The sequence below is a fragment of the Ensifer sp. GW823-FHT05D09 genome (assembly GCF_058795755.1).
In genome coordinates this window covers 343,632-357,153 of sequence record NZ_JBXAIA010000001.1, presented here as the reverse complement: position 1 = coordinate 357,153, position 13,522 = coordinate 343,632, and the positions used below count along the sequence as shown (strand labels likewise).

The 13,522-nt window shown below is 63.8% G+C and carries 10 protein-coding genes; all 10 read right to left on the bottom strand.

Annotated elements, in window-relative coordinates:
• Positions 1-6: 6 nt before the first annotated feature.
• The 10 genes from miaB to mutS all read right to left on the bottom strand — a co-directional run bounded on the left by miaB (position 7) and on the right by mutS (position 13,473).
• Entirely contained in the window at positions 7-1,404 is a 1,398-nt protein-coding gene (gene miaB / locus AC1Q80_RS01790) for a tRNA (N6-isopentenyl adenosine(37)-C2)-methylthiotransferase MiaB (protein ID WP_492359479.1), read from the bottom strand.
• Positions 1,405-1,476: 72 nt separating this feature from the next.
• Positions 1,477-2,268: a lyso-ornithine lipid O-acyltransferase gene (gene olsA, locus AC1Q80_RS01785; RefSeq protein WP_492359478.1), complete on the bottom strand. Its 792-nt coding sequence runs from the start codon at positions 2,266-2,268 to the stop codon at positions 1,477-1,479.
• A gap of 93 nt (positions 2,269-2,361) precedes the next feature.
• Complete coding sequence (locus AC1Q80_RS01780) at positions 2,362-2,859, bottom strand: GNAT family N-acetyltransferase (protein WP_492359477.1); 498 nt, start codon at positions 2,857-2,859, stop codon at positions 2,362-2,364.
• A gap of 6 nt (positions 2,860-2,865) precedes the next feature.
• A complete protein-coding gene (gene tsaB, locus AC1Q80_RS01775) occupies positions 2,866-3,525 on the bottom strand; it encodes a tRNA (adenosine(37)-N6)-threonylcarbamoyltransferase complex dimerization subunit type 1 TsaB (RefSeq protein ID WP_173418819.1) in 660 nt (219 codons plus the stop codon).
• A gap of 119 nt (positions 3,526-3,644) precedes the next feature.
• Positions 3,645-4,211: a NifU family protein gene (locus AC1Q80_RS01770; RefSeq protein ID WP_077502982.1), complete on the bottom strand. Its 567-nt coding sequence runs from the start codon at positions 4,209-4,211 to the stop codon at positions 3,645-3,647.
• A 106-nt stretch (positions 4,212-4,317) separates the two neighbouring features.
• Entirely contained in the window at positions 4,318-4,809 is a 492-nt protein-coding gene (locus AC1Q80_RS01765) for a universal stress protein (protein ID WP_077502983.1), read from the bottom strand.
• Between the two features lie 52 nt (positions 4,810-4,861).
• Complete coding sequence (gene trpS, locus AC1Q80_RS01760; RefSeq protein ID WP_173418818.1) at positions 4,862-5,926, bottom strand: tryptophan--tRNA ligase; 1,065 nt, start codon at positions 5,924-5,926, stop codon at positions 4,862-4,864.
• A 155-nt stretch (positions 5,927-6,081) separates the two neighbouring features.
• The gene (gene murJ / locus AC1Q80_RS01755; protein WP_492359476.1) at positions 6,082-7,686 is read right to left on the bottom strand and encodes a murein biosynthesis integral membrane protein MurJ; all 1,605 of its coding nucleotides are present in this window, start codon (positions 7,684-7,686) and stop codon (positions 6,082-6,084) included.
• Positions 7,683-10,526, bottom strand: coding sequence for a [protein-PII] uridylyltransferase (locus tag AC1Q80_RS01750; RefSeq protein WP_492359475.1), 2,844 nt, complete (start codon positions 10,524-10,526; stop codon positions 7,683-7,685). Before AC1Q80_RS01750 ends, murJ begins: the two co-directional genes overlap by 4 nt.
• 202 nt (positions 10,527-10,728) lie before the next feature.
• Positions 10,729-13,473, bottom strand: coding sequence for a DNA mismatch repair protein MutS (gene mutS / locus AC1Q80_RS01745; RefSeq protein WP_492359474.1), 2,745 nt, complete (start codon positions 13,471-13,473; stop codon positions 10,729-10,731).
• Between the last annotated feature and the right edge of the window lie 49 nt (positions 13,474-13,522).

Sequence of the window (13,522 nt, the reverse complement as noted above, 5' to 3'; positions counted from 1 at the left end):
CGGTCCTTACCCGATCATCTCGGCAAACAGACTGTTGGATCCTGCCTTGATGATTCGCACCTTGATAATGTCACCGATTTGCGATGCTTTTGCATCAACATTCACAGGCTGCAGCCACGGCGAACGACCGACGAGCTGCCCGGGCATGCGGCCCGGCTTCTCCAAAAGCAGATCGATTTCGCGCCCGACACAGGATTCGGCGAAGGCGCGTTGCTGCGAAATCAGCAAAGCCTGCAATCTTTCCAGACGCTTGGCTTTGACGTCCTCCGGAACCTGATCGTCAAGGTCGGCACCCGGCGTGCCCGGACGGGTCGAATATTTGAACGAAAATGCCTGTGCATAACCCACGGCTTCAATGAGCCGGATCGTGTCTTCGAAGTCCTCGTCGGTCTCGCCGGGGAAGCCGACGATGAAATCGCCCGACAGGGCAAGGTCGGGCTGCACCGCGCGGATGCGCTCGATGAGCGCCAGATACTCGGCTGCCGTATGCCGCCGGTTCATCGCCTTGAGGATGCGGTCGGAGCCCGCCTGCACCGGCAGGTGCAGATAGGGCATCAGCTTCGGCATCGAGCGATGCGCCTCGATCAGGCTGTCGTCCATATCGCGCGGATGGCTGGTCGTATAACGCAGCCGTGCCAACCCCTCGATGTCGCCAAGACACTGCAGGAGATCACCCAGGCCCCACTCGCGACCATCAGGGCCGAGACCATGCCAGGCGTTGACGTTCTGGCCGAGCAGCGTGATTTCGCGCACACCGGCCTCGACCAGCTTCTGTGCCTCGGACAGGATCTGGGCGACGGGGCGGGAAACCTCCGAGCCGCGCGTATAGGGAACGACGCAGAAGGTGCAGAACTTGTCGCAACCTTCCTGCACCGTCAGAAACGCCGTGACGCCGCGCGCCCGGGTCCTGGCCTTGTCGGGTGCCGGCAGATGCTCGAACTTGTCTTCGACCGCGTAATCGGTCTGGACGACGCGCTCGCCGTTGCGGGCGCGCTTCAATGCTTCCGGCAGGCGGTGGTAGGTGGTCGGGCCGATGACGAGGTCGACGGCCGGCGCGCGGCGCAGGATCTCGTTGCCCTCGGCCTGCGCGACGCAGCCGGCGACGCCGATCACCATCTCCCGGCCTTCGAGCGCCTTTGCCTTTTTCAGATCACGCAGGCGGCCAAGCTCGGAATAGACTTTTTCTGCCGCCTTCTCGCGGATGTGACAGGTGTTGAGCAGGACGAAGTCGGCATCCTCGAGCACATCCGTCGAGATATAGCCGTCACGCGTCAACGCATCCGACATGCGGTCGCTATCGTAGACGTTCATCTGACAGCCGTAGGTCTTGACGAAAACCTTGCGGGCCGGCGTGCGTTCGTCGCCCGCTGCGGGCGTCGTCAGAAGAGCTGTTTCCTGGGTCATGCCGGTTCTTTAGTGCAAAGCGGGCCGGAATTGAAGTATTTTCGCTGCCCGGCTTTCGCGTCGCTCGCGGCGTCAGGCCCGCCCGCGCAGGCGATCCGATAGCATCGAGCGGATGCGCTGCTCGATGACGCGGCTGACTTCCTTGCGGTTGGTGTGATGGTCGTAGTCCACGGCCTCACCGAAATCGACATCCACCTCGATCGCGCCTTCGCGCAGGATGCCGAGCAGATGGGGCGCAAGACCGGTATCGCCCGGCCAGGCGGCGATCGGCCGGTTGAAGCGTCCCATCGGCATTCCGTGGATGCCGGTGTAGGAGATCGCCACCGGCTGGACGTGAACTAGGCCGGTCGGCGAATGCGGTACGGCAGAGGCGGCAGCGCCGAACAGCGACGTCTTGATCTCAAGCAGGCGGTTGCCGTCCGAGGTCGTGCCTTCCGGGAAGAGCACGACGATCTCGCCGCTGGCCAGCCGCTGACCGATCTCGCTCACCTGTTTTCCCGTTGCACGCTTCTGTTCCCGCACGACAAAGATCGAAGCCTGCAACCGTGCGAGAACGCCGAAGACCGGCCATTCTTTGACCTCGGACTTGGCGACGAAGACGACATCGGCCACTGAGGACAAAACCAGGATATCCTTCCACGAGGCGTGGTTGGCGCACAGAAGCAGGGGTCGGCGGCGGTCCGGTATGCCATGGACTCGCACCTTGATGCCGAGCAGGTAGCAGGCCATGCGGTGCCAATAGCGCGGCAACAGGCGGCGTGGCTTCAGGTCCAGCCACAGGCAGACGATCTGCAGCGGTATCAGCACGAGCGAGGCCAGCGCCAGCACCAGCGCGAACAGGGCGATGCGCAGCCAATTGATCATCGAAAAGGATTTCCTGCGCCGTTCACGCACCACTCCGCATGGTTGTGCGAAGGTTTGGCTCATCCGATACGTGCCAAACCAGTCGGCTTCGCACTAGCGAAGATCGAGCCGCATGACAAGCGCGGCGGTGCGCTGTCCTGCCTTGTCCTGATAATAGGCACGGCGTTCGCCGACCTTGAGGAAGCCGAGCTTACGGTAAAGCCCGATCGCGGCCTGATTGGTCTCGTCCACCTCGAGGAAGAGCGTGTCCGATCCCTTGACGGAGGCTTCGCGCATCGCCGCCTGCATCAGCCGCCAGCCGAGACCGGAGCGGGCATAACGGGGATCGACGCCGATCGTCAGGATTTCGGCCTCGCCGGCAACAGCGCGCGACAGCACGAAACCGCCAAAGGCGGGCCGCAACGAACCGTTGGTCTGGCGGGCGACGAAACCGAACACCGTGTCCTGGACCAGCAGGGCATGGATTTCACCATCGCTCCAGGGAGAGGCGAAGCGCTGGCGATGCAGACCGGCGGCGGCGATCAGATCAGGCTCCTCCAGCGGGAAGATGTCGAACTCGGCACGGCGCGTGAAGTAGTCGGTTAAGCTCATCGGGGTCTAGGCTCGGGTCACAGCGAAGCCCGCTTGCGGCTTGGCGTCGGGCCCCCGAAGATATAGCGGCTTCGGCTTGGCCGAGGCTGGATCTGCGCCGGCTCCAAGCCGCGCGACCACTGCAATATCGACAAGATCGGCGGTCTTGACCGGTGTCACGGAGGTCAGGAGTTCGGCGCCCGAACCGGCAACGCCCCCCTCAAAACCGGCAAAGCGGTCGCGGGCGGTCATGACGGCGAGCGCTTCCGGCTCCGTGACGGCCTGGCCTGCCGCATCGAACGCCTGGACATAGACTTCGTCGCGCTTGGCGTCGATGGCGATCAGCACCGCTTTGCCCGGCGCCGCGGCGCGGGCTTCCTCCGCAAGAACGTGAAGTGAGGAAATGCCGACTGCCGGTTTGCCAAGCGCAAGCGCCAGACCGCGCGCGGTCGCGACCCCGACACGAATGCCGGTAAACGATCCCGGGCCGATGGTAACGGCGATGCGATCGATATCGCCAATCGGGCGATCGGCGCTGGCGAGGGCCTCGTCGACGAACTCCATCAGCCGTTCGGCATGGCCACGGCCGATATCGGCCCCGGATTGTCCGAGAATGGCGTCAGAGCCACTGTCATAGATGGCAGCGGAACAGCCGGACCCGGAGGTGTCGATGGCAAGGACGATCATTTCAGTTGCAGCAGTTCCAGACGCACCCTGCCGCGACGCCCCATGGCATCGCGGTCACGCTTACTCGACAAACAGACCGGCCACGGCCCCGAAGGGCGCAGCAGTTCGCCATCGCGATATCAGACGGCTTCGACCGCTTCCACCTCGGGAACGAAGTGACGCAGCAGATTCTGCACGCCATGCTTCAAGGTCGCCGTCGACGACGGGCAGCCCGAGCAGGCACCCTTCATGTTCAGGAACACCGTGCCGTCCTTGAAGCCGCGGAAGGTGATATCGCCACCGTCCTGCGCAACGGCCGGGCGAACACGGGTTTCGAGCAATTCCTTGATGGTGGCGACAATAGTCTCGTCGCCGGGCTCGAAGAATTCGTCTTCCTCATCCAGTTGCTCGGCACGGCCGGCACCGGCCATGATCGGCGCGCCGGACATGAAGTGCTCCATGATCGAGCCGAGGATGGCGGGCTTCAGGTGCTGCCACTCCTGCCCGTCCTTGCTGACGGTGATGAAGTCGTAGCCGAAATAGACGCCGCTGACGCCGGGGATCGAGAACAGCCGGGCAGCAAGCGGCGAGCCGGCGCGGGCTTCTTCCTCGTCGCGGAACTCGGCAGTGCCGTTTTCCAGCACGACCTTGCCCGGCAGGAACTTGAGCGTGGCCGGGTTCGGCGTGGCTTCGGTCTGGATGAACATGTTTTTCTCCGTCTCGCCGGGATAGGGCATCAACCGGCTCTTTAGAATAGTTCAAAAGAATATATGATCTTCGTTCCGCCCCCGCAAGGGCGCAAAGGGACGCAGCTCAGCTGAGCGCGTCGATTTCCTCGTCGGTCAGAAGATCCGGGATGACCGTCACCGGGATAGGGAAGGCTGCCGCCTTGCCGGCGATGGACGACACCAGCGGACCGGGACCTTCCTTTGCCGAGCCTGCGGCCAGAACCAGAATGGCGATGTCGCGATCCTCTTCGATGGCCGAGTGGATCTGCTCGGTCGCCGCCCCTTCGCGAATGACGATTTCCGGTTCTATCCCGATGCGCTCGCGCACGGCCTGCGCCACCTTGGCAAGGGTGGCTTCCGCTTCTTCGCGTGCTTCGGCGCGCATGATTTCCTCGACCCCCAGCCATTGCTGGAAGTCGCCGTCGGCGATGATGTAGAGCAGGACGAGACCGCCATTGGAATTCTTGGCGCGCATGCCAGCATAGTGCACGGCGCGGCCGCATTCCGGGGTATCGTCGATCACCGCCATGAATTTGCGGCGGTGACCTTCAAGTCGTGAGAGTCGGGTCGAGACCATGCGGCGAACATTACATTCCAGATTATCCGCCGCAAGGTCTCATTTTCGCCTTTTACTGCAGAAAGCCGATGATATCGCGAACCTCGGTCATCGTCTTTTCCGCACGCGCCCGCGCCCGCTCGCCACCGTTGCGAAGGATGGCGTCGATATGGGCGGTGTCGCCCATCAGGCGGCGCATCTCGCCGGTGATCGGTGCGAGAACCTCGACCGCCAGGTCGACCAGAGCCGGCTTGAACACCGAAAACTGCTGGCCGCCGAATTCGCCCAGCACCTGTTCCTTGGTCTTGTCGGAAAGGGCTGCGTAGATGCCGACGAGGTTGTCCGCCTCTGGACGTCCCTTCAGGCCGTCGAGCTCGCTCGGTAACGCGTCCGGATCGGTCTTGGCCTTGCGGATCTTCTTGGAGATGGTTTCGGCATCGTCCATCAGGTTGATGCGTGAAAGATCCGACGGATCGGACTTCGACATCTTCTTGGTGCCGTCGCGCAGTGACATCACGCGGGGCGTAGCACCGCCGATCAGCGGCTCGACCGGCGGGAAATAGGCATGAACGGGCTCTTCGCCAACGACCGTGTCGACGCCATAGCCGCGGGCGCGGATGTGCTCCATGAAGTCGATGTTGAACTTCTGGGCGATGTCGCGCGTCAGTTCGAGGTGCTGCTTCTGGTCATCGCCGACCGGAACGTGGGTGGCGCGATAGACCAGGATGTCGGCAGCCATCAGGCTCGGATAGGCAAGCAGGCCCAGCGAGGCGTTCTCGCGGTCCTTGCCGGCCTTGTCCTTGAACTGGGTCATCCGGTTCATCCAGCCGATGCGGGCGACGCAGTTGAAGATCCAGGCGAGTTCGGCGTGCTGCGGCACGGCCGACTGGTTGAAGACGATGTGCTTTTCCGGGTCGATGCCGGAAGCGATGAAGGCTGCGGCGATCGAGCGGATCTGCCCCTTCAGGTCCTCGTGCACGAGCTGGGCCGTGATCGAATGGAGGTCGACGACGCAATAGATGCAATCGTTGTTTTCTTGCAAAGCCACGAACTTGCGGATCGCGCCGAGATAATTGCCGAGATGGAGGTTGCCCGTCGGCTGTACACCGGAAAATACGAGCGGCTTGAATTCGTTCATGTCGTCCTCAATAGGCTGGTGGAGGGCCCCAGGGCTTGTCGCCCATGTAGCTAACGGCATGGCTTATGCACGTCGGACGGTGCGCAATCAAGTGGCCCAAATCCAAGCGGGCGATGCCGATTAAGATAGGCATCGCCGCTTCATTGCCGGATGGTTCAGGCGTCCGCGTCCGGGGTCGGTGCAGGGTCGGCCTTGGCCTTCGCCTTGCGCTTGATGTTGCGACGGATCATGCCGAGGTTGGCGCCGCCGATACCGAAGGCGATCGTGAAATAGATTACCATGGCGACGGCCACCAGGCCGCAGAGCGTGGTCGCACGCACGATCAGGGGCGCTGCCGACGACACTTCGTAAGCAAGCCATTGCAGGGCAAAGTGCAAGGCGACAGCCATGCCGGCGGCGGCGATGACGAGACGGGGAATGCGGGTTAGAAGCGGGATGTCGCGCCCCCAGTGGCCACGCCAGACGAGCATGCCGAACAGGAGCACAGCATTGACCCAGCCGGCAACGATTTCCGCCGTGGCGATACCGCTTGCCCCCAGCCGAGGAAACAAGGTCAGCGCCAGCGACACGTTCACCGCAACCGAAATACCGGCAAAGATCATCGGCGTGCGCGTGTCCTCGCGGGCGAAGAAGCCGGGGATGAAGGCCTTGATCAGCACAAAGGCCGGCAGGCCGAGGCCGTAGATAGCCAGGATATGGCCGACGACCACGGTCGACGACGCGTGAAACTCGCCGCGTTCGAACAGCAGCCGGACGATCGGCTCGGACATCACCAACAGGGCAGCTGCCGCCGGCAAGGTCAGGAACAGGGTGAACTCCACCGAACGGTTCTGCAGGTTCGACGCCTCGTTGAGGTTGCCGGAGCGCAGCGCCCGCGCCAGTTCCGGCAACAGCACGGTTGCGACCGCGATGCCGACGACGCCCAGCGGAAGCTGATAGATGCGGTCTGCATAGACGAGCGAGGAGACCGCGCCCGCCTGCGCCGAGGCAATGTTGGTGTTGATCAGCAGGTTGATCTGGGTGATGCCGCCGGTGATTGCGGCCGGCAACGCCAGCACCAGCAGCCGCCGGACATTGGCCGTCAGCCGCGGCCGGCGAAAGCCGATCTTGATGCCGGCATTGCGCACGGCGACCCAGACGATCGCCAGTTGCACGAGACCGGCGGCCATCACGCCCCAGGAGAGGCCATAGCCGACGGCAATCGGATCCTGGCCCACGTACCAGGCATAGCCCAGGATACCGATGAGGATGATGTTGAGGAACACCGGCGCGATCGCCGCGGCGAAATAGCGGTGCAGCGAATTCAGCATGCCGGCCATCATCGCGGCCAGCGACATGCAGGCGAGATAGGGGAACATGATCGTCGCGAAGATGACGGTGTTGCCGAGCTTTGCCGGATCGTTGGCGAAACCGGGCGCGATCAGGTTGCTGACGATGAAGGGCATCGTCAGTTCCATCGCGATCGTCAGGAACAACAGCACCGTGAAGAGGACGCCGAACACCTCTTCCGAGAAGCGCCGCGCGCCTTCCATGCCGTTCGCCTCGATCTCCTTGGCAAAGAGCGGCACGAAGGCGGAATTGAACGCGCCCTCGGCAAATAGCCGGCGGAAGGTGTTGGGCAGGCGGAAAGCGGTGTTGAAAGCATCGGCGACCGGGCCGGTGCCAAGGGCTGCCGCCATGAAGGTTTCGCGGATGAAGCCGAAGAGGCGGCTGCCGAGCGTGGCGCCGCCGACGGTTGCAAATTTCTTGACCAGACTCATGTTTCGGCTTTTGTCGTTCTTTGAGCGGAGGACGTGCCTGCAGCAGGCGCGATGATGCCGGACGGCATCCGGTCTCGGACCTCGTCGGCCTCGTCGGCCATGACGGCTTTCAGGCGGGCGGCGATGTTCATCTGGCGGTTTTCACTGGTGACCTTCTGGCCGACGAGATCGGTGATGTAGAAGGTGTCGATGACCTTCTCGCCGAAGGTGGTGATGTGCGCCGAGGCGATGTCGAGCGAAAGGTCCGAGAGCACGGCGGTGATCTCCGACAGCAGGCCGGGGCGGTCGAGGCACTCGACCTCGATGACCGTGAACTTGTTCGACAGCGTGTTGCTGATCGTCACCTCGGGGGTGACGGTGAAGGCCTTGTTGCGCTTCTTCACCTTGGTGCGGCTGGCGATCACCTCGGGCAGGCGCTTGCGGCCCGACAGGACGTCCTCGATCAGCTTGCCGATGCTGGCTGCGCGTCGCGTCTCGTCGCCGTCGACGGGAAACTCGCGGTTGACAAGGATGGTATCGAGCGCCCGGCCGTCGGATGTCGTGAAGATCTGCGCATCGACGATGTTGGCGCCGGCCGCCGCGCAGGCGCCGGCGATAACCGTCAAAAGCCGCGGATGGTCGGGCGAAAGCACGGTGATTTCGGTGATCGCGTGGAACTGGTGCGTGCGCACCATGGTCGACAGCGCCTTTCCGGCGGCGTCGGCCTCGCGGATGAAGCGGGCGTGGCGGATCTGGTCTTCAAGCGCCACCGTCAGCAGATAGGGCTGGTAGTGCAGCCGGACATAGGCTTCGCGCTCGCTTTCCTGCCAGTCGGTCAAGGCGTCGCTCAACATCGTTGCGGCATGGGCCGCACGCTCCTTGCGCGACAACTCGGAGAAGCCGCCCGAAAGCAGGAGTTCGGTTTCATAATAGAGCGTGCGGAGCAATTGCCCCTTCCAGCCGTTCCACACGCCCGGGCCGACGGCACGGATGTCGCAGACGGTGAGGATCAACAGCATCTTCAGCCGGTCGAGCGACTGCACCCGCTCGGCGAAATCGACGATGGTCTTGCGGTCGTTGAGGTCGCGGGTCTGGGCGACCATCGACATCGTCAGGTGCTCGTCGATCAGCCAGGCGACAAGCTCGGTCTGCTTCGGCGTCAGGCCGAAGCGCGGGCATAGGCGGCGCGCCACTTTGGCGCCGGCAACCGAATGATCCTCCGGCCGACCCTTGGCGATATCGTGCAGAAGCACGGCGACATAGAGCACCTCGCGCTCCTCGATCCCCGGCATCAGCTTGGCGACCAGCGGGTGCGCATCCTCCTCGATGCCGCGCTCGACCCGCGAGAGAACGTCGACTGCGCGCAGCAGATGCTCATCCACCGTGTAGTGATGATACATGTTGAACTGCATCATCGAGACGATCTTGCCGAAATCCGGAATGAAGCGGCCAAGCACACCCGCCTCGTTCATGCGGCGAAGGATCAGCTCCGGCTTGCGGCGCGAGGTCAGGATCGACAGGAACAGCCGGTTGGCTTCCTCGTTCTCGCGCAGCTGCGGCTTGATCAGGCCGAGCGAGCGCGTCACCTGGCGAAGGGCTGCCGGGTGGAACTCGAGATTGTTGATATCGGCGATGTGGAAGAAGCGCAGCAGATTGACCGGATCGCGCTTGAAGACGTCGGGGCTCGCCAGCGCGATGCGCCCGCCATCGTCAACGAAATCGAGCGTTCCGGCGATCTTGCGGCTGCGATGGGTGAAGCGGCCGATGATGCCGGACAGGCCCGGCGCGTCCTTTGCCTGCTGATCCTCAAGTGCTGCGCAGAAGATGCGGGTGAGGTCGCCGACGTCTTTCGCCACCAGGAAGTAGTGCTTCATGAAGCGCTCGACCGCTGAAAGGCCGGGATGGTCGTGATAGCCGAGTGCCTCGGCGATCTCGCGCTGGATGTCGAAGGACAGCCGCTCCTCGGACTTGCCGGTCAGGAAATGCATGTGGCAGCGCACCGCCCAGAGGAAGTCCTCGGCCTTCTGGAACAGCTTGTACTCGGTTCGGGAGAGAACGCCGAGCTTCACCAGGTCGGCCGAATCCTTGACCCGGTAGAAATACTTGGCGATCCAGAACAGCGTGTGCAGGTCCCGCAGCCCGCCCTTACCTTCCTTGACATTGGGCTCGACCAGGTAACGGGTGTCGCCGGCCTTGCGGTGGCGCTCGTCACGCTCGGCGAGCTTGGCGGCGATGAAATCCGGCCCGGTGTTGCGCACGATCTCATGGTCGAAGCGCGTTTCGAGCTCGGCCGCCAGCGTTTCCGACCCACAGATGTAGCGGGTTTCGAGGATCGCGGTGCGGATCGTCATGTCGGCGCGCGAGAGCCTGATGCAGTCCTCGATCGTGCGCGTGGCGTGACCGACCTTGAAGCCCAGATCCCACAGAATATAGAGCATGAACTCGATGGCGGGCTCTGCCCAGACCGCTTTCTTCATCGGCAGCAGGAAGAGCAGGTCGATGTCGGAGCCCGGCGCCAGCGTACCGCGACCGTAGCCGCCGACGGCAGCAACCGCGATGCGGCTTGCCGGCGGCGCATTGGCCGCGTCAAAGATTTCGTTCAGCACGAAATCATGCAGCACCGTGATCAGCTGGTCCTGCAGCCACGAAATGCGTTCGGCACAAAGAATGCCGCCGCCGTCGCCGGCAAACAGTTCGCGCGCCTTGGCGCGGCCTGCAACATTTGCCTGCTTGAAGGCGGCAAGCAATGCCTGGCGCATTGGCTCGCGCTGCTCGGCATGGGCCGATGCGATGAAGTCGCATTTCGCCCGAAGCGCTGCGACATCGAGAATTTCGGGAAAGGAAGTTTCGTGTCTGCCCATGAAGTGCCGAGGGGCGTCCTGTCCGACTGGTTGCGTGATCCGCTGTTTGAACAGCGTTCCTGCATGCTCCCATCCGATCAAGGCCGAACCGGGACCGTGCAGCGTTTCGAATTACTACCGGCTGATCGCCACGCCCTTTCAAGGCGCGCGGCGCTGTATAGCCTTTTTCATCGGCCCATGCACAGCAAAAACAGCGCGCCCGTCACCGGGCACTCAGTTCCTTCTTCAGCGCGTAGAGCGCATCCAGCGCTTCGCGCGGCGTCATATCGTCCGGGTTGAGCGCCTTCAGCGCCTCGTCAACCCTGGAGTTGCCGGCGGGCTTGGCCTCTTCGCGGCGGATCGCCACCTGGAACAGCGGCAGATCGTCGATCAGCTGGCTTGCCGGGTTCTTGCGATCGGCGTCTTCGAGCTTGGCGAGCACGTCCTTGGCCCGGGAGACCACCGAGGCTGGCAGCCCGGCGAGACGGGCGACCTGGATACCATAGGAGCGGTCGGCCGCACCCGGCCCGACCTCATGCAGGAAGATCACGTCGCCGTGCCATTCCTTGACGCGCATGGTGGCATTAGACAGTCGGCCCAGCTTTTCCGACAGCACGGTCAGCTCATGGAAGTGGGTCGCAAACAGGCCGCGGCAGCGGTTGGCCTCGTGCAGGTGCTCGACCGAGGCCCAGGCGATCGACAGGCCATCGAAGGTGGCGGTGCCGCGGCCGATCTCGTCGAGGATAACAAGCGAGCGATCGGTCGCCTGGTTGAGGATCGCCGCCGTCTCGACCATCTCGACCATGAAGGTCGAGCGGCCGCGGGCAAGATCGTCGGAGGCGCCGACGCGCGAGAACAGCCGGTCGACGATGCCGATATGGGCGCTTGCGGCAGGCACGAAGGTGCCCATCTGCGCCATGATCGCGATCAGCGCATTCTGCCTGAGGAACGTCGACTTACCGCCCATGTTCGGGCCCGTCAGCAGCCAGATCGCCCCGCCCTCTTCGCCAGATGGCGGCGACAGGTCGCAGCCGTTGGCGACGAAGGCGCTGGCTGCCTGGCGCTTCAACGCCTGCTCGACGACGGGGTGGCGGCCGCCCTCGATGGCGAACATGCGCGTGTGGTCTACGACCGGGCGGGCATAGTTCTGTTCTTCCGCAAGGATCGCCAGGCCGGCCGACACATCGACGGTCGCAAGCGCCAGCGACGCCGCCTTGATGACCTCGGCCGCCGAAACGACATCAGTCGTCATCGCCTCGAAGGCGGCAAGCTCGATCGACAGCGCCCGATCGGCGGCATTAGCGATCTTGCTCTCAAGCTCGGCAAGGGCGGTGGTGGTAAAGCGCATGGCATTCGCCATGGTCTGGCGATGGATGAAACGGGCGCGGCCCTCGTCCGTGTCGGTCATCGAGCCGGCATTGCCCGCCGTCACCTCGATGAAGTAGCCAAGCACATTGTTGTGCTTGATCTTCAGCGACTTGATGCCGGTCTCTTCGGAATATTGCAGCTGCAGCCCGGCGATGACGCGGCGGGACTGGTCGCGCAGCCCCCGCACTTCGTCGAGGTCGGCATTTGCCCCCTCGCGCAGGAAGCCGCCATCGCGCTTGAGGAGCGGCAGCTCGTCGGCCAGCATCGCATCGAGGTGGTCGAGGACGGACGACGGCAAGGCGTCGATCGCTGCGCGCGCCTCAACGAGTTCCTCGGAAAGATTGCCCGAGGCCATCAGCCCCGAGATCGATGCCGCCGCCCGGAGACCGGCCTGGATGGCGCCGAGATCGCGCGGACCGCCGCGGCCGAGCGCGAGCCTCGACAGCGCGCGTGGCATATCGGGCGCGCGCCGCAGTTGATCCCTGAGGTCGCCCGCAAAGGACGGCTGGCCGGCCAGGATCTCGATTGAATCGAGCCGCTGGTTGATGCGATCGGGATCCGTCAACGGCGACATCAACCGCTCGGCCAAGAGCCGCGCGCCGCCGCTCGTCACCGTCCGGTCGAGCGCCTTCAGCAGCGTGCCTTCGCGGGCGCCCGACAAAGTCTTGACCAGTTCGAGGTTGGCGCGCGTCGCCGGGTCGATGAACAGCGTCGAGGCCGCGCTCTCGCGCTCGGGCGTGCCGAGGGCGGGACGTTCGGCAAGCTGGGTCTTTTCGACATAGGAGATGGCAGCGGATGCGGCCGCCATTTCGGCGCGCGAGAAGCTGCCGAAACCATCGAGCGTCTTGACGCCGAAATAGCGGGCGATGCGGCCCTCGGCCGTGGCGCTGTCGAACAGCACGGCCGGCTGCGGCACCGCCACCCGGCCGAGCACGTCGAACACGGCACGCAGTTCCGGATCGTGGAAGACGGTGTCGGCGAGGATCAGTTCACGCGGCTCGATGCGCAGGATATCGGCGAGCAGCCGGCTCTCGGCCGTTTCGGCAAGCCGGAAGACCCCGGTCGAGATATCGATCCAGGCGAGCGCATAGGCCGGCTCCGAGCTGCTCTTGATGCGCGCGAGCGCCATCAGATAGTTGGTCTCGGATGGCGAAAGCAGCTTTTCCTCGGTGATCGTTCCCGGCGTCACCAACCGGACGACGTCGCGGCGCACGACGGATTTGCCGCCGCGCTTCTTGGCTTCGGCCGGATCCTCGACCTGCTCGCAGACGGCGACGCGGAAGCCCAGGCCGATCAGTTTCTGCAGGTAATCGTCGGCGGCATGCACCGGCACGCCGCACATCGGGATTTCCTGCCCCATATGCTGGCCGCGCTTCGTCAGTGTGATACCGAGCGCCCGCGATGCCTCGACGGCGTCCTGGAAGAACAGCTCGTAGAAGTCGCCCATGCGGTAGAACAGCAGCGAATCCGGGTTATTCGCCTTGATCTCGATGAACTGCTCCATCATCGGCGTGGCCGTGGAGCGGCTCTCCTCGGTCGCCAGTTCAGCTGCAGAAAACACCTCGCCGGAGCGGCTCGATTGGTCTGTCACGAAATTCATGATTGTCCCGAAAAAAGAGATGGCACACTATCGCCAAGCAATTATAGAC